The 20572-nt window shown below is 64.2% G+C and carries 24 protein-coding genes and 1 pseudogene; 6 read left to right on the forward strand and 19 right to left on the reverse strand.

All coding sequences use genetic code 11. The annotated features are described in order from the left end of the window. Positions 1–148 precede the first annotated feature (148 nt). The 7 genes from H3H51_RS07365 to H3H51_RS07390 all read right to left on the reverse strand — a co-directional run bounded on the left by H3H51_RS07365 (position 149) and on the right by H3H51_RS07390 (position 5146). Positions 149–1888, reverse strand: a complete 1740-nt coding sequence (locus H3H51_RS07365) for an N-acyl-D-amino-acid deacylase family protein (protein ID WP_183088404.1) — start codon at positions 1886–1888, stop codon at positions 149–151. A gap of 105 nt (positions 1889–1993) precedes the next feature. After that, the gene (locus H3H51_RS07370; RefSeq protein ID WP_183088405.1) at positions 1994–2326 is read right to left on the reverse strand and encodes a DUF2025 family protein; all 333 of its coding nucleotides are present in this window, start codon (positions 2324–2326) and stop codon (positions 1994–1996) included. Between the two features lie 120 nt (positions 2327–2446). After that, positions 2447–2854 carry an NUDIX hydrolase gene (locus H3H51_RS07375; protein ID WP_183088406.1) on the reverse strand — a complete coding sequence of 136 codons (408 nt, stop codon included), beginning with the start codon at positions 2852–2854 and terminating at the stop codon, positions 2447–2449. An 11-nt stretch (positions 2855–2865) separates the two neighbouring features. Beyond that, complete coding sequence (locus H3H51_RS07380; protein WP_183088407.1) at positions 2866–3054, reverse strand: hypothetical protein; 189 nt, start codon at positions 3052–3054, stop codon at positions 2866–2868. Positions 3055–3210: 156 nt separating this feature from the next. Further along, positions 3211–3912, reverse strand: coding sequence for a YebC/PmpR family DNA-binding transcriptional regulator (locus H3H51_RS07385; protein WP_183088408.1), 702 nt, complete (start codon positions 3910–3912; stop codon positions 3211–3213). 189 nt (positions 3913–4101) lie between these two features. After that, the gene (locus tag H3H51_RS21265) at positions 4102–4233 is read right to left on the reverse strand and encodes a hypothetical protein (RefSeq protein ID WP_268945814.1); all 132 of its coding nucleotides are present in this window, start codon (positions 4231–4233) and stop codon (positions 4102–4104) included. 163 nt (positions 4234–4396) lie between these two features. Next, a complete protein-coding gene (locus tag H3H51_RS07390; protein WP_183088409.1) occupies positions 4397–5146 on the reverse strand; it encodes a 3-oxoacyl-ACP reductase family protein in 750 nt (249 codons plus the stop codon). Between the two features lie 120 nt (positions 5147–5266). Between H3H51_RS07390 and H3H51_RS07395 the strand changes: the two genes are divergently transcribed. Beyond that, complete coding sequence (locus H3H51_RS07395; RefSeq protein WP_183088410.1) at positions 5267–6190, forward strand: LysR family transcriptional regulator; 924 nt, start codon at positions 5267–5269, stop codon at positions 6188–6190. Between the two features lie 208 nt (positions 6191–6398). Here the strand turns inward: H3H51_RS07395 and H3H51_RS07400 are convergent, their stop codons facing one another. The 5 genes from H3H51_RS07400 to H3H51_RS07420 form a co-directional block, all read right to left on the reverse strand. Next, entirely contained in the window at positions 6399–7286 is an 888-nt protein-coding gene (locus H3H51_RS07400) for a hypothetical protein (protein WP_183088411.1), read from the reverse strand. A gap of 145 nt (positions 7287–7431) precedes the next feature. Then, complete coding sequence (locus H3H51_RS07405) at positions 7432–7818, reverse strand: DUF3597 domain-containing protein (protein WP_183088412.1); 387 nt, start codon at positions 7816–7818, stop codon at positions 7432–7434. Between the two features lie 198 nt (positions 7819–8016). After that, positions 8017–8298 carry a peptidylprolyl isomerase gene (locus H3H51_RS07410; protein ID WP_183088413.1) on the reverse strand — a complete coding sequence of 94 codons (282 nt, stop codon included), beginning with the start codon at positions 8296–8298 and terminating at the stop codon, positions 8017–8019. Positions 8299–8391: 93 nt separating this feature from the next. Further along, positions 8392–8529 carry a hypothetical protein gene (locus tag H3H51_RS07415; RefSeq protein WP_183088414.1) on the reverse strand — a complete coding sequence of 46 codons (138 nt, stop codon included), beginning with the start codon at positions 8527–8529 and terminating at the stop codon, positions 8392–8394. A 143-nt stretch (positions 8530–8672) separates the two neighbouring features. Next, entirely contained in the window at positions 8673–8930 is a 258-nt protein-coding gene (locus H3H51_RS07420) for a hypothetical protein (protein WP_183088415.1), read from the reverse strand. Positions 8931–9097: 167 nt separating this feature from the next. Between H3H51_RS07420 and H3H51_RS07425 the strand changes: the two genes are divergently transcribed. Continuing rightward, positions 9098–9946 carry a CAP domain-containing protein gene (locus tag H3H51_RS07425; protein ID WP_183088416.1) on the forward strand — a complete coding sequence of 283 codons (849 nt, stop codon included), beginning with the start codon at positions 9098–9100 and terminating at the stop codon, positions 9944–9946. Here H3H51_RS07425 and H3H51_RS07430 read toward each other — a convergent pair. Continuing rightward, positions 9916–10527, reverse strand: a complete 612-nt coding sequence (locus H3H51_RS07430; protein WP_183088417.1) for a hypothetical protein — start codon at positions 10525–10527, stop codon at positions 9916–9918. The two genes, H3H51_RS07425 and H3H51_RS07430, sit on opposite strands and share 31 nt — an antisense overlap. 216 nt (positions 10528–10743) lie before the next feature. Between H3H51_RS07430 and H3H51_RS21155 the strand changes: the two are divergent. After that, positions 10744–10936, forward strand: a pseudogene (locus H3H51_RS21155) (putative quinol monooxygenase); the annotation flags it as partial. Here the strand turns inward: H3H51_RS21155 and H3H51_RS07435 are convergent. Then, positions 10932–11366, reverse strand: a complete 435-nt coding sequence (locus H3H51_RS07435) for a helix-turn-helix domain-containing protein (RefSeq protein WP_183088418.1) — start codon at positions 11364–11366, stop codon at positions 10932–10934. The pseudogene H3H51_RS21155 and the gene H3H51_RS07435 overlap by 5 nt on opposite strands. A 73-nt stretch (positions 11367–11439) precedes the next feature. Here H3H51_RS07435 and H3H51_RS07440 point away from each other — a divergent pair, with 73 nt between their 5' ends. Beyond that, positions 11440–11928, forward strand: a complete 489-nt coding sequence (locus H3H51_RS07440) for a DUF2938 domain-containing protein (RefSeq protein ID WP_183088419.1) — start codon at positions 11440–11442, stop codon at positions 11926–11928. 90 nt (positions 11929–12018) lie between these two features. On the opposite strand, the gene H3H51_RS07445 is transcribed toward H3H51_RS07440, so the two are convergent. From H3H51_RS07445 to rlmE, 3 genes are all read right to left on the reverse strand, one after another. Beyond that, entirely contained in the window at positions 12019–14028 is a 2010-nt protein-coding gene (locus H3H51_RS07445) for a peptidase U32 family protein (RefSeq protein WP_183088420.1), read from the reverse strand. Positions 14029–14157: 129 nt separating this feature from the next. Continuing rightward, positions 14158–14844, reverse strand: coding sequence for a GNAT family N-acetyltransferase (locus tag H3H51_RS07450; protein WP_183088421.1), 687 nt, complete (start codon positions 14842–14844; stop codon positions 14158–14160). 97 nt (positions 14845–14941) lie between these two features. Then, complete coding sequence (rlmE, locus tag H3H51_RS07455) at positions 14942–15562, reverse strand: 23S rRNA (uridine(2552)-2'-O)-methyltransferase RlmE (protein ID WP_183088422.1); 621 nt, start codon at positions 15560–15562, stop codon at positions 14942–14944. A 258-nt stretch (positions 15563–15820) separates the two neighbouring features. On the opposite strand from rlmE, the gene H3H51_RS07460 reads away from it, so the two are divergent. Further along, on the forward strand, positions 15821–17440 hold the full coding sequence (locus H3H51_RS07460; RefSeq protein WP_183088423.1) for an NAD(P)/FAD-dependent oxidoreductase: 1620 nt from the start codon (positions 15821–15823) through the stop codon (positions 17438–17440). An 11-nt stretch (positions 17441–17451) separates the two neighbouring features. Continuing rightward, a complete protein-coding gene (locus tag H3H51_RS07465; RefSeq protein WP_183088424.1) occupies positions 17452–18177 on the forward strand; it encodes a TrmH family RNA methyltransferase in 726 nt (241 codons plus the stop codon). Between the two features lie 81 nt (positions 18178–18258). Here H3H51_RS07465 and H3H51_RS07470 read toward each other — a convergent pair whose 3' ends face one another. Beyond that, complete coding sequence (locus H3H51_RS07470; protein WP_183088425.1) at positions 18259–19158, reverse strand: crotonase/enoyl-CoA hydratase family protein; 900 nt, start codon at positions 19156–19158, stop codon at positions 18259–18261. Between the two features lie 174 nt (positions 19159–19332). Then, a complete protein-coding gene (locus H3H51_RS21160) occupies positions 19333–20181 on the reverse strand; it encodes a hypothetical protein (RefSeq protein ID WP_235981307.1) in 849 nt (282 codons plus the stop codon). Between the last annotated feature and the right edge of the window lie 391 nt (positions 20182–20572).

Genomic DNA, 20572 nt, shown 5'->3' on the forward strand with positions numbered 1-20572 from the left:
CACAGGGCTTCCGGGCGGCGCAATGCACAGGGTGGACGCTGGAGCGTCGAGGGCTGCATTCCCACGCGGAGCGTGGGAACGATCACCACGACGGGTTCCGGTAGGGCGGGTGAAACCCGCGTAAGGGAACACGCGGGTTGCACCCGCCCTACGTTCCTGCGCGCAGGAACTGGCCGTAGCCGCGCGCCTGGCCCAGGTCGGCGGCGAACTCGCCGTGGCGGTAGGCCACCCGACCGTTGATCAGCGTGGCCTGCACCGCGTCGCCGCGGTTGACCATGCGCGCCAGCCCGTCAAAACCCTCCATCAGCGCCTCGTGGTACCCCTCCAGCTTGGCGTCCAGGCGCTGTGGGTCGAGCACCACCACGTCGGCGCGTTTGCCCACGGCGAGCACACCGGCATCCACGCCGAACCAGGCGCCCAGCTCACCTGTGAGGCGCCACACCGCCTGTTCCATGGGCATCACATGGTCGCCGCGTTGCTCGGCATCACGTACCAGCTTGAGCAGGCGCGCGGCGAAGTTGTAGAAGGCCATGTTGCGGATATGCGCGCCGGAATCGGCGAAGCCGATCAGGGTGCACGGCTCGGTCACCAACTTCTCCACCACGTGCTGGCGGTGGTTGGCGATCAGCGTGCGCCAGCGCAGGCGCGGGCCGTGTTCCACCAGCAGGTCGAGGAACAGGTCACCGGGGTGCATGCCGCGCGCCTTGGCCAGTTCGCCGACGCTGTGCCCAGCCAGGCTGGCGTCCGGGCAGTCGACGATCCAGGCGTCGTCGAAGTCGCGGTGCCACACGCGCGGGCCGAAGCGCTTGTCGACGTCGTGGCGAAATTGCCGGCGGTAGGCCGGGTCGCGAAACAGCTCGCTACGCAGGTCCTGGCTGGCCAGGTGCAGGGCCGCCTCACCGCTGGGAAATTCCTCGAAAACCACGAACTCCATGCCGTCGGCATAGGTAACGAACGGCACCGGCAGGGTCTGCCAGCGGAAGTCGGCGCGGGTCAGGCGCGCTACCCAGCGGGTCAGCGGGCCGAGGATCGGCGCCAGCCACGGGTCGGCCTTCACGTCCATCAGGGTGATCAGGGTGGTCTTCAGCGGCTTGCGCAGCAGGCCCATGCTTTCCCAGAGGAAGGCGAACACGTTGAGCTTGGTCACCAGGTTCGGCGCGCCCTGGTGGATGCGCCCGCGTCGGCGCAACACGCGGTTGAGGCGCACGTACTCGCGCCACGGTGCGTACACCGAGGGCAGCGACTTGGAGCGCTGACGCTCGCCGTCGAGCTTGTCCCAGGGGTTGGTCATGCTCGACAGGCCGAGCAGGCCGGCGTCCAGGGCTTCGTCCAGTAGTTGTTCCATGCGCGTCAGCTCGGCTTCGCTGGGGCGCACATTGGCATCCACGGAACGCTCCAGGCCGAGCACGGCCACGCGCAGGTCGGAGTGGCCGAGGAACGAGCAGATGTTCGGCCCCAGCGGGTGGCGGTCGAGGAAGGCCGCGTAGTCGGCGGCGCTGCTCCAGGTCTTGCGCGCCTGCAGCAGTGGCAGCACATGCTCGCGTGGCACCGATTCGACGCGGGTGAACAGGTCCGAGCAGTCTTCCGGCGCCGACAGCACCATGCTGATCGAGCAGCTGCCGATCATCACCGTGGTCACGCCGTGGCGCACCGACTCCTTGAGTGCCGGGGCAGCCACCAGTTCGGCGTCGTAGTGGGTGTGCATGTCGATGAAGCCGGGCATCAGCCATTGGCCGCTGGCGTCGATCACCTCGGCGCAGTCGCTCTCGTCCAGCGGTTCGGCGCTGATTGCCGCCACCTTGCCATCACGGATGCCGAGGTGGCGTGGGACGGCGGGAGCGCCGGTGCCGTCGAAAAACAGGCCGTTCTTGATCAGCACATCGAACATGCTTGCCACTCCTTATTGTTGTGCGTTGAGCATAGGAGTCGCCTGCCGGTGGGACAGGTGGCGAAAGCGATGAATGTGCGGTCGTTTCGGTCAGTCTGTGTGCATTCAACCGCTGGCGGGCAGCAACCGGCGCATCGCGCTGATCGCCGGCAAGTCGCTGCGGCGCAGGTAAACCCGCAAGGGCTCACCGAGGTTGAGGCGCTCGTCGATGTTCTGCGCGGCCAGCAGTTGCAGGCGCTCGCGGTCCAGGCACATGGTTTCGTCGGTCTGGGCGGTCCAGACGAATTCGCAGGTGGGCACGATGCTGTCGGCGGCAACATCGAGGCCGAAGGAGTCCTCGCTGAAACGGACGATGTACTGGCCGGTCTTGCCATTAAAACCGACGAAGCCGTGCAGGGCGTCGGCGGCGGCGCAGATATGTTGGGTGGTGATGCTCATGTAAACCTCGCGTGCGATGCGGTGGGGTTTACACGCAAGGTGTCTGGCATGGGCCTGTGCGGCCGCAGAGTGGTTGTGCGCGCAGCTTAAACGGGGCGCCAGGACAGGCCTTGCCGTGGATCAATGCGCGCGCTGGCGGGCCAGGGCCGGTAGCACGTGTTCCAGCAGCAGGGGCGCCAGGTCGTCGCTGGGTGGGCCGTCGGCGTCATGCCAGCGCAGTTCTTCCAGTTCTGCGGCCGGGCTGACCGGGTGCGGCAGGCGAGCGATAAAGATGTGCGCATCGATGCGCGTATTCGCTTCGTTGGCAGCGGGGGCGAGGAAGCGTCCGAGTGCTTGCAGAGGCTGCTCGTCCAGGCTCAGGTCGAGCTCTTCGCGCAGCTCGCGGCGCAGTGCGGCTTCTGGGCTCTCGCCCGCTTCGAGCTTGCCGCCGGGGAGCATGAAGGCGCGGGTGGCACGCTTGCGCACCAGCAGCAGGCGGCCGTGCTCGTCCAGCAGGCAGACGGCAGCAATCAGCAGGGTGGTGGTCATCGGGGGCTCGTTCAGGAGGCGCTGAGCCGTTGCAGCTCGCGGCGAACCATGCCGGCATATTCCGGCGGAGTGAGGTGGTAGAGCTGGCCGGCGACCCAGTCCAGCCAGCGCGGGCCGAGGGCCTCGCGTTGTTGCAGGAGGCGCTGGGCTTCAAGCTCGGCGCGTTCGGCATGCTGCTGGTGGAACTGGTTGCGGCTCATCAAGTGAAATGCTTTGGAATCTGTTTCAGATAGAGCGAGCTAGAGCCAGGCAAGGAAGAAACAGGCGAGGAAGCGCAGTTTACGAGCGGTAAATGAGCTTCCCGAGCCTGTTTCTGACGCAGCATGGCCGACGCGCAGCCGATCTGAAGCAGATTCTTAGCCAGCCAGACCGACGTAGACGTTCTGCACGTCATCGTGGTTATCGAGGGCCTCGAGGAAGGCTTCGACTTCTTCCATCTGCGCGTCGCTCAGGCCGCTCACCGGGTTCTTCGGGATGTAGCCGATCTTCGCCGAGTTGACGGTGAAACCTTGCTCCGGCAGGGCCTTGCACACGGCGTCGAGGTCGGTCATTTCGGTGATGAACAGGGTGTCGCCTTCATCGGCAGGCTCGAAGTCCTGGGCGCCGGCTTCGATGGCGGCCAGTTCCGGGTCGGCACCGCTGTCGGTAGAGGCTTCGATCATGCCGACGTGGTTGAAGTCCCAGGTCACCGAGCCGGAAGCGCCCATCTGGCCCTTGCGAAACAGCACGCGGATTTCCGCCACGGTGCGGTTCACGTTGTCGGTCAGGCATTCGATGATCACCGGCACCTGGTGCGGGGCGAAGCCTTCGTAGGTGAGGCGTTCGAAGTTGACGGTCTCGCCGAGCAGGCCAGCGCCTTTCTTGATCGCGCGCTCCAGGGTGTCCTTGGGCATCGAGGCTTTCTTGGCCTGGTGCACGGCAACGCGCAGCTTGGGGTTCAGGTCCGGATCGGCGCCGTTGCGTGCGGCGACCATGATTTCCTTGACCAGGCGGCCGAAAATCTTGCCCCTGGCGTTGGCTGCGGCTTCTTTAGGTTTGGCTTTCCACTGTGCGCCCATGACGGTTCTCTCGCTTGCTGCAGGTGAGGAGTCCTGCGCTCGGCTCTACGTGCCGGCCCAGTGACCCGGATCAGGCGGCAGATTCTAGCCGGTCACACGAGCGGAGGCACCTGTGAGCTGACATGGTGTTGTGCGAGGGAGTAGGGCGGTGACCCGACGCCAGGGCGGCGTCGGGTGTCGGGGCGGGGGTTACGGGGTTGCCGCGTGACTGCCGAGTAGCGTGGTGCCGTGCTTTTTATCGCGCTTGGCCATGCGTTTCTCGTGGGCGGTCTTGAGCGGCTTTTTCTTGCCTTCTTTGTGGGAGTCCTGGCTTTTGCTCATGTCGGTCACCTGTGCACGTTAGTGAGGGGAAATTGAATGCTCTCGGGCCATTACCACCTCCCAGGTTGCATGAACCTGCATGGGTCAGAATCGCTGACGCAAGAACAAGCATAGCCCCGTAATGGGGCCATGCCGCTAAAGCGTTTGCGTTAAGCCAGGTGCTTCAGGCAGAGAAGCCGCCATCGATCATCAGGCTGGCGCCGGTGATGTAACCGGCTTCCGGGCCGGCCAGGTAGGCGACGAAGCTGGCGATTTCCTCGACCTTGCCGTAGCGGCCGAGGGCCATGATCGGTTTCAGCGAGTCGGCGAAGTCGGTGTTGTCCGGGTTCATCTCGGTATCCACCGGGCCGGGCTGCAGGTTGTTCACCGTGATGCCGCGCGGGCCGAGGTCGCGGGCCAGGCCCTTGGTCAGGCCGACCAGCGCCGCCTTGCTCATGGCATACACCGCACCGCCGGCGAAGGGCATGCGATCGGCGTTGGTGCTGCCGATGTTGATGATGCGCCCGTCGTTGTTCATGTTGCGGGCGGCTTCCTGGCTGGCGATGACCACGCTGCGCACGTTGATGTTCAGGGTGCGGTCGAGATCGTCGATGCTGAATTCCTCGATCGGCGCTACGGCCAGGACGCCGGCGTTGTTGACCAGGATGTCGAGCTTGCCGAAGGTTTTCACGGCTTCACCGATGGCACTGCGGATGGCTTGCTCGCTGGCGCTGTCGGCGCGGATGGCCAGGGCGCGGCCGCCGGCGGCTTCGACTTCATGTACCAGCGCCTGGGCGCTGTCGGCGGACTGGCTGTAGGTGAAGGCCACGGCGGCGCCGTCACGGGCCAGGCGTTTGACGGTGGCGGCGCCGATGCCGCGCGAACCGCCTTGGATGAATGCGACTTTGTTGCTGAGGGGAAGGGTAGTGGTCATGGTCGTCTCCGAAAGTTCAGGGGGTGGTTGGTTGCTGGAGCCTAGTATCTGCCGCTGATTTGTCCTTGATTAGCCGGCAATCTGTGGTTTCTTCCGATAGCAACGGTTTATAGTCGGCCCATGGATACCCTCAATTGCATCGACTGTTTCGTCCGGAGTGCGGAAGCCGGCAGCTTCGCCGAAGCCGCGCGGCGCCTGGGTTTGACCCCCGCTGCGGTGGGCAAGAACGTTGCCAGCCTGGAGGCCCGTCTGGGTGTGCGCCTGTTCCAGCGCAGCACGCGCAGCCTGACGCTGACCGAGGCCGGCGAGCGCTTCCTGCTGGAGGCGGCGGGTGGCTTGCGCAGCCTGCAGGCGGCCATGGCCAACCTGGCCAGCGCCCAGGGGCAGCCGGCGGGTGTGCTCAAGGTGAGCATGGGGTTGGCGTTCGGCCGCTACTACATCCTGCCGCTGCTCGAGGAATTCCTGCAGCGTTACCCAGCGGTGCAGCCCGACTGGCATTTCGATAACCGCGTGGTGGAGCTGATCGCCGAAGGCTTCGACGCGGCTATTGGTGGCGGTTTCGATCTGTCACCCGGGGTGGTGGCGCGCGAACTGGCGCCGGCGCATCGCGTGCTGCTGGCGTCGCCCGCCTACCTGGCCCAGCACGGTGAGCCGCGCAGCCCGGCGGAACTGAGCGCGCATGCCGGCATCCTCATTCGTTCGCCGCAAACTGGGCGTGTAAGGCCGTGGATGCTGCGTAATCGCGAGGGTCAGCAGGCCGCCATCGACCTGCAGGCGCGCATGATCCTGGGTGACCCGGAGGCGTCCTGCCAGGCGGCGCTGATGAACCTGGGCATTACCTTGGTGAGCATGCCGCACGCCCTGCCGCACCTGGACAGTGGCACCCTGCGTCGGGTGCTGCCGGACTGGTACGTGGACACCGGCATCATTTCAATTCACTTCGCCGCACAGAAACTGCTGCCGCAGAAGACCCGCGTGTTCGTCGACTTCATCGTCGAGCAGTTTCGCGCCCAGGGTTTGGACAAGCGTTTCAGCGCGATCTGACGCTGGCCTAGCAGGCTGTTGAAAAACTACCTGCGTTGCCATCGCCGCGTTAAAAACAGGCTCAAAATGCTCATTTAGCATTCGTAAACTGCGCTTTTTCGCCTGTTTGACTCGCTTGCACTCGCCCTGCGGGCCAGCCTGCGGCTGTTACTCCCGGTGGTCGTTGCGCCTTGCGCTGGCTGCCTCGCTAACGTTTTTCAACAGCCTGCTAGAGCGGCGTGATCGAGTCGAGGATCGCCAGGTTGCGCGCGCTGGCGACGTCCAGGTGGCTGAGCGGCGACATCACGTTGTTGACCAGCAGGGTGCTGCCGTGGCCGCGGAATTCACGCAGGTTGAGCTCGGGGAACACTTCGCTCTCGCGGTAGAACAGCGCACGCGAATCGGCGTGGTCGCGCAGGGCCGGCAGGTCGATCACCTGCTCGGTGCGGCACAACTGCAGGTTGCCGCTGATCATGTCGTCGATCTGCGCCTGGCCGAGGTTGGGCACTGCCTGGATCTTCAGCGCCGAACGGCAATGCCGTGGGGTCAGCTTGCGGCTGCTCAGCTCGGGCGAGGCGAATACCTGGATGCCCTGCGCCTGGGCGATCAGGCTCCAGCTGGCGGGAATGCTGAAGCGCAGGCCTTCGCTTTCGCGGGGCACCAGCGGTTCCCGGTACCCGGCCTGCAGCTCGCGCAGGCCGGCGACGGCTTTCTCGGCGATCTTGGCGACGTCGTCTTTGGTCGTACTGGCGCGTTTGGCCTCGAGCAACTGGATGATGCGTTCATCAAGGCTGCCGTTGTTGAGGAAGAAGCGCACACAGTCATATTCGACCCAGGTGAATCCGTCCTGCAGATGCTGCTCGGCGAGCGGCGCGGCCAGGCTGTACCAGCGATACGGCAGCGCGTGCAGGGTCAGGCTGCCGAGGCGGCGCATGTGCGGGTGCGCGTGGGCCATCAGCTCGGCGATCACGGCGAAGGCTTGCGGGTCATCCACCAGGGTGGCGAAGCGCTCGCCCAGGGCCAGTTGGCTGGCGAAGTCGACCAGGCCGTCGCCGTCGCTCAGCTCCTGCTCATACAGCTCGACTTGCAGGCGTAGCAGTTCTTCGGCGTCGGTCATGCGGAGTTCCCCTGGCTGGCTGCGGGCCGTGAAATTGATCGTGGGGGAATGGTGTTGCAGCGCGGCAGGGGTGTCTAGGGTGGGCGTGTGACAGGATTTGCAGAGTGAGTGGGCGGCAGGCGCAGGGCGCACCGCCCGCGAGGGGTCAGTCGAGCAGGTCGGCCGGCACGTTGCCGCCGTTGTCCGCCAGTTTCTGCAGCACGGTCTTGTGCAGCCAGATGTTCATCTGCGCCGAGTCGCCCATCTTCTCTGCCGGGCAACCCAGTTCAGTGGCCAGTTCCTTGCGGGCGCCCAGGCTGCTATCCAGGCCGAGCAGCTTGAGCAGGTCGACGATCGAGACTTTCCAGTTGAGTTTTTCCGGGTGCTTGGCGGCCAGGCCTTCCAGCTTGGCCACTACGTCCACCACGCCAATTGCGGTGGGCGCGCTGGGTGCGGGAGCGGGCGCAGCTTGAGGTGCGGCGGGCGGCGCTTCGCTGGCCTGGGCTTGTTCGCCGAAGCCGAGCAGGTCGAGAATTTTGCCAAACAGACTCATGGGGAGTCCTCCTTTCCTTGTGTATGGAAGGGGGAGCGTAGACCAGAGGGGGAGAGGTTTTGCTACGGCTGGATCAGCGGTTTGCCGGTCCGTCCAGGGTTGCCTTGCGCAGCCCTTGCTACGTATTGCCTGTTTGCGGCGCCGTGAAGGGCGCCGCAACAGGTAGCCCCGCCCAGTGAGAGCGGGGCCTGCAGCCGATCAGTCCTGACGGCTGGTGACTTCCAGCAGGTGGTAGCCGAACTGGGTTTTCACCGGGCCCTGGACCACGTTGATCGGGGCGCTGAACACCACGGTGTCGAATTCCTTGACCATCTGGCCCGGGCCGAAGGAGCCGAGGTCGCCGCCCTGGCGGCTGGATGGGCAGGTGGAGTTGTCTTTGGCGACCTGGGCGAAGTCGGCACCGCCTTCGATAGCGGCTTTGAGTTCGTTGCACTTGGCTTCGCTGGCAACCAGGATGTGACGGGCAGTGGCTTTGGCCATGGGAATTGCTCCTTTCTATGAAGGCGCCGAGGGTACCGTAATCGGGTGACGGTTCAAGTGCAGTTGATCGTTTTCGCCGGCACTTAGCGTGCGTTAGGGCGTCTCCGGCTCGGGTGGTGGCGCGGGCAGGGGCGCTACCTTCTCCAGGTTCTCCAGAACCTCTTCAGGCAACGCCTGCGGGTCGTCCTGTTCGTCCTGCTCCGGGGCGGCTGGGGTTTGCTCGTCGGCCATTGCAGTGTCTCCTGCATGGGGGGCTGTTACCTGATTGAGGTACAGCATGGCCGTTGAGTTCCCGCTATCTGCACGGGATAGCGGGTTCAGCGTGGGCAGGAAAACAGGTGGCTCGGCGTTTCTGTCAGGCGCGGGCTGTGTGCTTAGCGCTTGCCCATGGAGCGGCGGGTGCCGGGCGGGGCGGCGCCGATCTTCTTCTCGTGGGCGGACTTGTTGCCCTTCTGGTGCCACGGCTGGTTGTCGCCCTTGCCCGGCGCGAAGGTGGCGGGGGAGAAGGGGAAGCTGAAGGCCGGGATCGCCGGTTTGGCGGTGCTCTCGGCGCTGCTTTCTACGCTGGCGTCGAGCGTGTCGTTGTCGGCCGTGCTGGCTTCGGTGGACGAATCAGAAGGTTTGGAAGTCATGACGTTTCACGGCGAGCCAGAAAGGGGAAGGGCGCCAGTATACCTGGCGGGCGCGATTGCGCGTGGGAAGCGGCCGAGTGGCCCAAGCGCTGATCGCATATCGCGCGGCAAGACGAAAACCTACGGAATCGCGCATCATGGGGCGATTCAGATCCAGGGAGCTTTCCATGCGCACCATCTCATCCGTTTTGCGTCTCACCGGCCTGGCGTTCGCCCTGGTGTTTGCCAGCACTGCCGGCGCGGCCGAGGAAGCGCAACTGATCGACTCGCTCAACGCCTACCGCAGCCAGGTGCAGCGCTGCGCCGGGCAGGCCTCCGAGGAGCTGCCGGCGTTGGCGGCTGACCCACGCCTGGCCCTGCCGGTGGCAGGGGCTGGAGATTTGCAGCAGGCGCTGGCCCGTGCGGCGTATCCGATGGTCAATGTGCAATCGATCAGCCTGTCCGGCCCGCGTGATGCCAAGTCAGCCATGACCGCCCTACAGGAAAGCTTCTGCCAGGTGGTGCTCGACCCGCAGTTCGTCGATATCGGCGTCAGCCGCGATGGCCGCGACTGGCGCATCGTCCTGGCACGACCGCTGCTGGGCCGTCTGGGTGACTGGCAGGCGGAAGGGCAGAAGCTGCTCGAACAGATCAACGCGGTGCGCGGGCAAGCGCAAACGTGCGGCGCCCAACCCTTTGCCGCCACTGCGCCGCTGGCCTGGAACGCCACGCTGGCCGGCGCGGCAGAGAGCCACAGCCGGGCGATGGCCAACGGCAACTACTTCGCCCACCGCGACCGCGACGGCCGCACGCCGGGAGATCGGGCCGAGCTTGCCGGCTATGGCGGCCAGCAGATCGGCGAAAACATCGCCGCCGGCCAGGACGGCGCGCGCAAAGTGGTGGACGGCTGGCTGGCCAGCCCGGGGCACTGCGCCAACCTGATGAACCCGAAATTCAGCGAGCTGGGCGCGGCCTATGCGGTCGACCCCAAAAGTGATGCGGGGATCTACTGGACGGCGCTGTTTGGCGCGCCTTGAGCCGCTTTGCATTTCTCGCGCAGTAGTGAGAGTGGAATCCTTTCGAGGCTATCGACGCGATCGCCACTGAAGTAGGACCAAGAGATTGCTCTGGCTGGAGAACCTAGAAAAAAGACAATGGCGCCGTCTCCGTAGTCCATTTCATCGTTACCGACATAGCGGCTTTGGAACTCGCTGCCCACCTCGTTATAGATGGTTACACCAGGAGCTTTTTTCAGAAACTCCTGAATAACCTGTCGCTGCTTCCCGTCGCTGGTCTTTTCAATGCGGGTTAGAGCGATTGCGCTGGCGTGAATGATTTTTTCGTCCAATGGCATGGCATGGAATTGATTACCAGGGATGGTGTTGAATTTTTGCTTCTCGGAGAGGGCTTTGGCGTCGACGCTGAACTCCTCTTTACCTAGTGTTTTGTTGAGAGACTCTTCGATCTCTTTCGCCTGGCTGACATAGAGCTGAGGGAACAACATGACGGCATAGGGTGCCAGGGTGTTCAAGAGCAACACGGCAGCTATTACCCAGGCCGCGATGGTCAGGCGGCGGATGGGCTTAGCGAGGGGGTGAGGCTGGAGGTCCTGTTGCATGGCGGCGTCCTTGCGAAAAGTGGTCGCAAGGCTAGCGCAAGGAGGTATGAAGGTGAAGCGGCGTAGCACCGCAGTGGGCGCTGTGCATCGTAGGCTTAGCCGATCTTCAATATTTCGGCTAGGTGCTGCTTGTAACGCGCCAGATCGCGCTCGATATTCGGCACATTCATCAAGTCGTTGCAAGGAAAGGTCGGCAGAGCACCCCATGCCAAGCCTGAGCGGAATTGCATCCAATACCCCATGCTACGTGACGCCCAGGGCACGAGCCTGTTTATCTTCTTCGAGGTATGGGCATCGAAGGATGCATCTGGCGGCGCACGGCGACCTGCCGCACATGCGTGAGTTCAATGTGCGGCGCATGGGCTATCTGCGCCGCGACTTCGAGATCCGCAAGATCGAGATGCTTAGTTGCGGATGCTCAGTGCTGAGTGAGCGCGGCCCTTGGCTGCGGTTTTGGCGGCCAGGCTCATCAACTGCCGGAACTTGGGGCATTCCAGGTGGCTTTCTGCGGGGCAGGTGGCGGCATGGCGCAGGCCGTCGCGTACTGCGCTGAGCCGTTTGATGGTGCGATCCAGTTGGTCGGCGCGTTCCTGTAGCTGGGCGCGGTTGATGGCGAGCTGGCCATCGCTGGCCAACATGCCGGCAATATCGTCCAGGGCAAAACCGGCCGCGCGGCCCAGGGCGATCAGCGACAGGCGTTCGATCACCGACTCGTTGAATACCCGCTTGAGCCCGTTGCGGCCGATGGAGCGGATCAGCCCTTTTTCCTCGTAGTAACGCAGTGTCGACGCCGGCAGCCCGGACCAGCGCGCGACCTTGCCGATATCCATCTCTTTCATGCTTGACCTCAAGTCGACTTGAACTGGCAGGCTACTGATAAAGGCCTTTCAGACAGAGTAGGTGGATGTGGGTATGACAGTCGAGATGATCGTACAGGTAGCGTTATTGGGTCTCGGGGCGACACTGGTAATGGACCTGTGGGCGCTGCTGCGTCGGCGCGTTTTCGGTATCGCTTCATTGGACTATGCGCTGGTCGGGCGCTGGCTCGGGCATATGCGCCACGGACAATTCAGCCATGCGGCGATCGGTAAGGCGCCGCCGGTGGCGGGTGAACGGGCGTTGGGTTGGGCCTTCCACTACTTGATCGGGATGTTTTTTGCGGGAGCGTTTGTGCTGTTGGCCGCAAGCCAGTGGCTACAGCAGCCGACACCATTACCGGCGTTGCTGTTCGGTGGGCTGACGGTGGCCGCGCCGCTGTTGCTGATGCAGCCGGGATTTGGCATGGGTATCGCCGCGGCGCGCACAGCAAACCCGCGCCAGGTACGGTTGCGGGCGCTGGTCACTCATCTGGTCTTTGGTATGGGGCTGTATCTGACGGGGTTGCTGCTGACGCTGTACTAGCAGCGGGGACAGTGGCGGGCGGACATGACATCCATCCGTGCTCAGTCCGGTGGGTCGATAAAGCGTGACCCACCCTACGAGAGCGGCCGGTTAGTGGCTGTAGCCCGGCTTGTTGCGGATGGTCTTGAGCAGGTCGTCCGGGCTGATGTGGCCGACCACCTGGGTGGCGGCGCTGCCAGGATGAGGCAGGTCGAGGATGTGGCCTTTCATCTTGCCGACCACGTGCATCTCGCAGGGTTTGCAGTCGAATTTCAGGGTCAGCACTTCGTCGCCGTGGATCAGCTGCATTGGCGCGACCTTGGTCTTCACGCCGGTGACGCCCTTGGCCTGCTTGGGGCACAGGTTGAAGGAGAAGCGCAGGCAGTGCTTGGTGATCATCACCGGCACCTCGCCGGTTTCCTCGTGGGCCTCGTAGGCCGCGTCGATCAGTTGCACGCCGTGGCGATGGTAGAAGTCGCGAGCCTTCTGGTTGTACACGTTGGCCAGGAACGACAGGTGCGACTCGGGATACACCGGCGGCGGGGTGGTTTCCGCCTTGCGCCCGCCACGTGGGTGGGCGGCCACGCGGGCAGCGGTGAGCGCCTCGGTGGCTTCGCGGCGCAGGGCCTTGAGCTGCGAGTTGGGCACGAAGAAGGCTTGCGGGGCGTCCAGCGCCACGTCCTGCGCGTGGTATTCGGTGGTGCCGAGCTGGGTCAGCAGATCGCGCAGGCCATCCAGCGCCTGCTCGGGCTTGTTGGCCGGGCCGAAGGGGCCGGGCAGAGTGGCCTGCGCACTGATGCCTTCCTCACTGGTGACGGTCAGCTGCAGCTGCGCTTCGCGCAGTTCGGCCTTCCAGCGCACGCCAATACGGCGCTCGGCGCTGGTCTTCTGCAGCGCCTGCTGCCAGTTGTGGTCGAGGTTGCGGTTCAGTGGATGGTTGGGGCGCAGGCGGAACATGCCCTCGGGCATCTCGTTGGGTTCGACGCGGTAGCGATAGCGCTTCTCGCCGTCTTCCTCGAACTCGCCTTTAAGTTCGGCGATGTTGGCGCGGAAACCCACCACCTCGCGTTTGACCAGCACGTTGAGGCCGTCACCGTTGGACAGCGGTTCATGGGTGACGGCAATCAGGTCGCGCTTGTTGACCTTTTCCACCTGGCCAACCAGCAGTCCGGTGAAGGTCGGCGAGTCAAAGGCGCCGATGTCAACCTTGCGCTCGGTGACGAAGTAGTCGGTGCTGCCGCGGTGGAAGGTCTTGTCCGGATCGGGCAGGAAGAAGTGCGCGGTGCGGCCGCTTGAGGCGCGGGCCAGGTCCGGGCGGTCTTCGAGGATGGCGTCGAGTTCCTTGCGGTAGTGGGCGGTGATGTTCTTCACGTAGCCCATGTCCTTGTAGCGCCCTTCGATCTTGAACGAGCGCACGCCGGCTTCGACCAGATCGCGCAGGTTGGCGCTCTGGTTGTTGTCCTTCATCGACAGCAGGTGCTTCTCGAACGCCACCACGCGGCCCTGGTCGTCTTTCAGGGTGTAGGGCAGGCGGCAGGCCTGCGAGCAGTCGCCGCGGTTGGCGCTGCGCCCGGTGTGCGCGTGGGAGATGTTGCACTGGCCGGAGAAGGCCACGCACAGCGCACCGTGGATGAAGAACTCGATGGCCGCGTCGGTGGCGGCGGCGATCTGGTGGATTTCCTGCAGGTTCAGCTCGCGCGCCAGCACCAGTTGGGAAAACCCGGCCTGGTCGAGGAACTTGGCCCGGTCCAGGGTGCGGATGTCGGTCTGGGTGCTGGCGTGCAGCTCGATGGGCGGAATATCCAGCTCCATCACGCCCAGGTCCTGCACGATCAGCGCATCGACACCGGCGTCGTAGAGCTGGTGGATCAGTTTGCGTGCCGGCTCCAGCTCGTCGTCATGCAGGATGGTGTTGATGGTGGTGAACACCCGCGCGTGGTAGCGGTGGGCGAACTCCACCAGACCGGCGATATCGCTGACCTCGTTGCAGGCGTTGTGCCGCGCGCCAAAGCTCGGCCCGCCGATATAGATGGCATCGGCCCCATGCAGGATGGCCTCGCGGGCGATGGCTACGTCGCGGGCAGGGCTGAGCAGTTCCAGATGGTGCTTGGGCAGAGACATGGTGGTTTCTTCTTTATCAGGCGTGGCACGGTCAAGGTGCGCATTGTAACGGGCAAGGGGGAGGGTGGCACCCTGAGGTGCCTAGCGGTCTGTTGCCCGGTCTGTAGTGCTGCGAAGTAGGGAGCTGGCTCAGTGCAGGCGCAGGCGCTCGTCCACCAATGCCTGGGCCTGGCGGGCCATCTGGTCGAGCAGGCGGTCGCGCTGTTTCTCCGCGTCGCTCATGGCCTTGTTGCCGTTCTGCTTGAGCAGGTAGGCGTGGATCTGCCGGACTTCCTTGGACTGGAAGATCGGCGCCAGGTCCTGCACGGCGACCAGGCCGTCCGAACTGTGATTGCGGGTGTTCATCAGCACCTGCGCTCCGCGCGCGGCCAGCACCTGGAAGCCCATGGCCTCGAAGGTCGGCACTTTGCCTGCCACGCAGGCCAGTTCGGCATGCGGGCGTTGCCTGGTCATGTGCTGCAGCATGGCGCGGGCGATGCCGTGACGGCGGTGGCTGGCGCCGACGGCCATGTAGGCCAGGGTGCAGGCCTCGGGATCATCCTTGGCCGGCAGGAAGAGGGCGAAGCCCAGCACCTGGGAGGGATCGTCATCATCCAGGGCCAGGATCAGCCGTGCGCTGCTATCCAGCGCCGCATCCATGGCTTGCAGGTACAGATGCACCTCGTAGCCGATCACGTATTGGTACAACTGGTAGAGGGGGTTGCTGGGCGTCAGCGGTGCCGGGCTGATATCGCTGAAGTAGTCCACCACCATCTGCAGAACCTGGCTTTTCAGGGACTCTGGCGGTGGGTTGTCCAGTTGTACGAGGGTGAACATCGAGGGTCTGGCTCCGGGGCATGCCCGTTGGGCGTCTGGATGGGCGGCATTGCAATGCGCGCCCGGCGTCACGCAGCCCGCGCGCGAGCTGGATGACTTATCCCTTGAACCCTTTCGCCACCAGGTACACCTCGTTCGAGCGCGGGCGCGATGCTGCTGGCTTGCGCACGACCACCTTCTCGAACGAGGTGCGTACGTCGCGCAGGAACTCGTCGGAACCTTCGCCCTGGAAGACCTTGACCACATAGTTGCCATTGGGCTTGAGCACTTTGCGGACCATGTCGAGGGTGAGCTCGACCAGATACATCGAGGACGCCTGATCGGCCACCGCAACGCCGCTGAGGTTGGGCGCGATGTCGGAGACGATCAGGTCGGGCTGGCGGCCGTCGAGCTGGTCGAGCAGCTGCTGGAACACCGCGTCGTCGGTAAAGTCGCCCTGAATGAAGTCGACGTTATCCAGCGGGTCCATCGGCAGAATATCGGTGGCTACCACCCGGCCCTTTTCGCCCACCAGCTTGCCAGCCACTTGTGACCAGCCGCCAGGGGCGGAGCCAAGGTCCATGAGCAGCATGCCGGGGCGGATCAGCCTGTCCTTCTCGTTCAGCTCGATCAGCTTGTAGCTGGAGCGGGAACGCAAGCCGTCCTTCTGAGCCCGCTTTACGTAGGGGTCGTTGACGTGTTCATTCAGCCAGCGGCTGCTGCTTTTGGAGCGTTTCATGAGTGGGCCAACCAGAAAAATCAAGGTGAGGAGCGGCGCAGGGGGCAAGCAGTTGGCCGCAAAGTGGTGGCGATTATAGGCCGATAACAGGGCGCAGGTTAAATCGCAGGGCAGGGAGCGCGCGGCGCCGACCGGCAGGGCGCCTTCCGCCGGGCGGCGGGCCAGGCCTGACAGGGGCGGGCGGTGGCGGCTACAATTGCCACCTTACCCCACCCTCAGTTGCTTCCTTTGCCGGAGTCACCGGCCAGGATTACCGCCATGATTCGCATCAACGAACTGTCCCTGCCCCTCGATCACTCCGCCGATGAGCTGCGCCAGGCCATCCTCAAGCGCCTGGATATCAGCGACGCCGACCTGCTGAACTTCACCGTGTTCAAGCGCAGCTACGACGCCCGCAAGAAGAACAGCGTCATCCTGTTCATCTACATCATCGATCTGGACGTTCGCGACGAGGCGGCCGTGCTGTCGCGCTTCGCCGATGACCACAATGTCCGCCCGGCGCCGGACACCAACTACTATTCCGTCGGCCAGGCGCCGGCTGATCTGAGCGAGCGGCCGCTGGTGGTGGGCTTCGGCCCCTGCGGCCTGTTCGCCGCGCTGCTGCTGGCGCAGATGGGTTTCAAGCCCATCGTGCTGGAGCGCGGCAAGGACGTGCGGGCCCGCACCAAGGACACCTGGGCCCTGTGGCGCAAGAAGGTCCTGACGCCCGAGTCCAACGTGCAGTTCGGCGAGGGCGGTGCCGGCCTGTTCTCCGACGGCAAGCTCTACAGCCAGATCAAGGACCCCAAGTTCTACGCCCGCAAGGTGGTTCACGAGTTCGTCCGCGCCGGCGCGCCGGACGAGATCATGTACGTGAGCAAGCCGCATATCGGTACCTTCCGCCTCACCGGCGTGGTCGCCGCCATGCGCGAGGAAATCATCGCCCTCGGTGGCGAGGTGCGCTTCGAGAGCAAGGTCACCGATCTGCAGATCAATGACGGGCAGCTTGAAGGCGTGGTGCTGGCCAGCGGCGAAACCATCCGCAGTCGCCATGTGGTGCTGGCGCTGGGCCACAGCTCGCGCGATACCTTCCGCATGCTGCACCGCCAGGGCGTGTTCATGGAGGCCAAGCCGTTTGCCGTGGGCTTCCGCATCGAACACCCGCAAGGCTTGATCGACCAGGCCCGCCTGGGCAAATACGCCGGCCATCCGGAACTCGGCGCCGCCGACTACAAGCTGGTGCATCACGCCAAGAATGGCCGGGCCGTCTACAGCTTCTGCATGTGCCCAGGCGGCACGGTGGTGGCGGCGACCTCCGAACCGGAACGCGTGGTGACCAACGGCATGAGCCAGTACTCGCGCAACGAACGCAATGCCAATGCCGGCATCGTCGTCGGCATCAACCCGGAGCAGGACTTCCCCGGCGGCCCGCTGGCCGGCGTGGAGTTCCAGGAGCGCCTGGAGTCCCTCGCCTATGAACTGGGCGGCAGCGACTACTGTGCGCCGGCGCAACTGGTCGGCGACTTCATTCGCGGCGTTCCATCGAGCGAGCTGGGCGAGGTGGAACCCTCCTACAAACCCGGCATACGCCTGGGCGACTTGGCCCCCTCGCTGCCGGCGTATGCGATCGAGGCCATCCGCGAGGCGCTGCCGGCCTTCGGCAAGCAGATCCGCGGTTTCGATCGCGCTGACGCCGTGCTCACCGGCATCGAAACCCGCACCTCCTCGCCGCTGCGCATCACCCGCGACAACGAGACCCTGCAAAGCCTCAACCTGAAAGGCCTGTACCCGGCCGGTGAAGGCGCTGGTTATGCGGGCGGCATCCTCTCGGCAGGCGTGGATGGCATCAAGGTTGCCGAAGCGCTGGCCAAGTCGATGCTGGCTGAACTGAGCCACTGAGCGCCGTATTGATGAAACTCGACGACATCAAAAAGCTGCAGCAGAAAAAGTACCGGGCCGAGTTCGGTCATTTTCTGGTGGAGGGCGAGCACCTGATTCTTGAACTGCAGAAGGCGGCCCTGCACAACCCGCAGCTGCAGCGCAGCGAGCTGTATGTGACGGGTGCCTACGAGCACTGGCAAAGCACATTCAAGACCCATGTGATCAGCGACCGGCAGATGGCGCAGATCGCCGACACGCAAACGCCGCAGGGCATCATCGCCCTGGTACCGATGCTGCCAACGGCCGCGCCGGCTGCCGCGTCCAGCGAGCGCGCCATCTACCTGCACGAGATCCAGGACCCGGGCAACCTCGGCACCATCCTGCGTACCCTGGCCTGGTTCGGTAACTTCCGCTGCCTGCTCAGCCCCGGCAGCGTCGACCCGTACAACCCCAAGGTGGTGCGCTCCAGCATGGGCGCGATTTTCCATACGACCATGGAACTGGATGTGCAGCTGGAATCCTTGTCCACGCGCTTCGAGCGCATCGCTTGCCTGGACATGCACGGCGACAGCCTGCAGTCGGCCAGTTTCAAGGCGTTCGATTGCTACCTGTTCGGCAACGAAGCCCGCGGTGTGCCGCGCGAGCAACTGACTGCGCTCAACGCCCAGCCCTTCACGATTGCCGGCTGTGGCGTCATCGAATCGCTGAACCTGGCCGCGACGGTCAATATGTGCGTGTACGAGTTGAGCCGGTAACGGACCGCGAGCTGCTCTTTCAGCCAGCCCATCTTTCTGATAGCCCCCACGCTCCAGCGTGGGGGCTATCAGCATGCGGTTCTAGTCCTGCTTCCCGACAGCGTCGGCCGTCCATTCGTCATAGAACGGCGGAAGGCTGGAGGCTTTTGAGGTGAAGCGCGGTGCACGTTTTTCCAGAAACGCGGCCACACCTTCCTTGCCGTCAGCGATGCTGGTGTAGAACATCGCCAGCGAATCGATGCGGTGTGCTTCCAGTGGATGGGCTTGCGCGCTGTTGCGGTAGAGCATCTGCCGGCTGAGCGCGGTGGCGGCGGGCGAGCGATCCTGCACCAGCCGGCGGGCGAAGGCTTCAGCCTCTTGCAGCAGCGTTTCCGGTGCGTGCACCGAGCGCACCAGGCGCCCGCGCAGGGCTTCCTGGGCGTCGAAAATGTCGGCGGTGTAGACCCATTCCAGCGCTTGCTGCAGGCCGACGATACGCGGCAGAAACCAGCTTGAGCAGGCCTCAGGGACGATACCCAAGCGGCCGAAGACGAAGCCGATGCGGGCTTTTTCCGAGGCGAGGCGAAAATCCATCGCCAGGGTCATGGTGGCGCCGATTCCGACCGCCGCGCCATTGATGGCGGCCACCACCGGCTTGCGGCAGGCCTGGATGGCCAGTGTCACGCGGCCACCGGTGTCGCGCACGCCAGCATGGATGTCTGGCGCATCGAGCTGTTCGTGCATGTCCGCCAGGCTGGGGGTCAGGCTTTCGTCCAGGCCGAAGACGTTGCCTTCTTTCGACAGATCCATGCCCGCGCAAAACGCGCGGCCCGCCCCGGTGACCAGGATGACGCGCACCTCATCGTCCAGGCTGGCGCGGTTGAAGGCGTGCTCCAGTTCATTGGCCATTTCGATGGTGAACGCGTTCATCTGCTCGGGGCGGTTGAGGGTCAGTTTCAGCAGGCCATCGTCGAGCTGCCAATCAATTGCTGAGTAGTTCATCTGCTCGTTCCCTTGTTGTTATTCGGCTCAATCGTGGCTCAGGCAGGCACCGTCTCACCTGGTAGTCGCCTCGCCTGATAGTGGTCGATAGCCGAGCTGATATAGCACAGGGGTAATCGGGCGAGGTATCGACCGTTCGAACGTTTCTAGGTGCTGGCGGGAGGGCGCGGGCGATCAGCGAGTGCTGGCTGGCTGCTGCGTGCTGAGGCTTTTCGTCTTGGCGTCCAGTACGGCGGTGCGCAGCGCACTCAAGGTCTGCTTGCCGGCGGGAAATTCCAGTACGGCGCTTTCGGCTAGCGTGTGAATGCGCTCTCCGCTGTGCAGCGTGAGCTGCAGGAATGCCAGGTGCTCGCTCCATGAGCGGTAGCGCCGGACCATGAAGAGGCTGTGCCGGGAGGTGATTGAGCGGATCTTCGTCAGCGGAATCTGGCGGTGGCCGTCGGCGCTGGACACCACCAGTTCATCGTTGTGAATAAAGGCCGGCGCGGATTTTCCGACCCGCAGCCATTCCACCGTGAAACGCCACGCCATGAGCAACACGCATAGCGCCACCACGGTTATTTCGGAGAGTGGTGTGGCCGTCAGGTGGAACAGGGTGAAACCACCGAGTAACACGAGAATGGCGAGGGTGATCATCCGGAAGAAATAGACGCTGTGGAATTCGGTAAGTGGCAGTAAGCGGATATCCATGCGCGCTGTTCCTGAGGCGGTTAGGTCGAGCGCTGCGGTGCCCTCGAAGCGCCGCGCCAGAACGCCCATCACGATACCGCCGACCATGCCGATGGCGCCGCAGGTCAAACCCATGGATCGGTTGGTGACGAAGCCGACGTTTTTCACATGGGTGGGCAGGCCGAGAAGGCCGATGAAAAGCAGCATCGCCGCCGACAGGGCAATCAGGTAAATACCGCCTGCACGCCAAGAGTCGGTGGGGATGCCCTTGTTCCGGCAATAGAGGTAGCCCAAGCCAAAAGGCAGCAGGAACTGGGTGACGAGGAAGAGGATGAAGCTGCCGCTGTCGTTCATCGTTGCCTGGCTCGAAGTGGGTCGGCTCAGGGTAAGGCATCTGCATGCCAGGCTGGGTGACCGGCTATGCAGAACGGTGGTGGAACAGCCGTAGGGTGGAACCCGCGCAGCGTTTACCAGCCCATCACGCCCCGAGTTCGACTGCTTGCACGCTCTGCAGGGGCACGCAGCCAGCGCCGCTGCGCATCACCAAGCCCCGGCCGACATGCAGCAAGCCCGCTTGTGCCGCTATGAGGCTTGCGAGCAGGCAATGATCCGCGCAGCGAGTGGCAGGCTCCACAGACTTGTGGGAGGATCAAAGCGCGCTGCTGTGCCGGCCATGCCGCGTTGTTCCATTGGCAGGTGGCAGTAGGGTAGAAGGCGCAGCGTGTTTTCCATGCCTGTGGAATCC

Source organism: Aquipseudomonas ullengensis (assembly GCF_014174475.1).
Lineage (GTDB): Bacteria > Pseudomonadota > Gammaproteobacteria > Pseudomonadales > Pseudomonadaceae > Aquipseudomonas > Aquipseudomonas ullengensis.